Origin of the sequence: Actinoalloteichus spitiensis RMV-1378, assembly GCF_000239155.1 — a bacterium.
Taxonomy (GTDB): domain Bacteria; phylum Actinomycetota; class Actinomycetes; order Mycobacteriales; family Pseudonocardiaceae; genus Actinoalloteichus_B; species Actinoalloteichus_B spitiensis.
In genome coordinates, this window is record NZ_AGVX02000824.1 from 1 (window position 1) to 1,165 (window position 1,165).

General features: G+C 62.6%; 2 protein-coding genes. Both read right to left on the reverse strand.

Translation table 11 applies throughout. The annotated features are described in order from the left end of the window. Positions 1 to 271: 271 nt before the first annotated feature. Complete coding sequence (locus ACTIDRAF_RS0225700) at positions 272 to 871, reverse strand: DUF3558 domain-containing protein (RefSeq protein ID WP_280956896.1); 600 nt, start codon at positions 869 to 871, stop codon at positions 272 to 274. Beyond that, the coding region (locus ACTIDRAF_RS31435; RefSeq protein ID WP_083886725.1) for a hypothetical protein at positions 868 to 1,165 on the reverse strand (298 nt) is incomplete at its 5' end. The genes ACTIDRAF_RS0225700 and ACTIDRAF_RS31435, both read right to left, overlap by 4 nt.

Consider the following 1,165-nt stretch of genomic DNA (forward strand, 5'->3'; position numbering starts at 1 on the left):
GCAGGTCCGGCTGGTCGCTGCCCACTCTGTCAACGCCTCGACGTGGGCAGGACCGTCCTTGGGGTAGAGGGCCAACCAGGCTTAACGATGCTGGTCCTTCCAGTCCATTGCGTGACAGCGTGGAGGCGAACTTCACGCCGCCGTGCCACCATGGGCATCGCACATGGCGTTGCCCGCTGCTCACACTGAGGGAGGAATAAGGTCATTTCAAGGATGCGGGCATGCGTCGATTCGTGTCAGCCGGACCCGGTGAGCTCCACCGTCAGCCTGGTCAGTCCGAAGACCGAGGCAATGAAGGCTCCAACGCCTCTGCGGTGCCCTCCGCTATGGCGCACGCCTGCTCGAGTGTCCCCGCGTAATCCACAAAAACTGACGCGTGAGCCTGTTCGCTCAAATGCATGGAGATCTGACAATGTTCCGATGCGGGTTTTTCAATGATGCGGAGTGCGCGCAGCGGCCCTACGCTGATCTCCTCAACCGTGTAGTCTGTCAGATTCAGCTGATCTACGCTATAGACCCAGTCCAACTGAATCGTCATGACCGGACTCTCCCCACCCGGCAAGCGGTAGCGACAGTCGTAGGACACGCCGACGTCATCGAACGTGGCGGTCTCCGGATCGAAGCCCAGGGTGGTTAGTTCCTCGTCGCTGAGGATTTCGCAGGGCAACATCTCCGATAGTTCCGCCACCACATCCACTTCTGGCTCTTCGCCGGGGCTTCCAGGCGCCGACGGAGTGGCGCTGCCTGGAAGGGAGGAGTCCACTGTCGGGTTCACGGCGACTGCGGTTCCTTGTTCCGTGCTCGCGCAGGCAGACATCAGCGCCGCCAGCCCCAGGGCTGTTCCCCACACACCCACACCCCTGTGCCTCATGCCTCATTCCCTTCCAGCCGGTTGAACTCGGCTGCAGTCTGTTCATCCGTAGCCTGAGTGCTCCGGGCACTGGCTCGGATGGCTGCCGCCAGCTCCGTCAGCGCCTCGATGTAGAGCTCGAGATTCTCCGCGGCGGACTGCGGGGTCCCGGCCGCGCTGAGCTTGGTCTGTTCTGACATCTGTAGGGCCACCGGGCTTGAACCGAGGGGAACTCGCTGATTCAGTGTCCGGACCCGACCCCGCCGGTCCTTCGCTCTCTCGGCTATGGCGTCGATCTTCCTTGCCATCGCCTCG

What these genes read in the sequence shown, in the direction of transcription:
- ACTIDRAF_RS0225700 (WP_280956896.1), bottom strand. Translation starts at nt 871, where the DNA reads ATGAGGCACAGGGGTGTGGGTGTGTGGGGAACAGCCCTGGGGCTGGCG.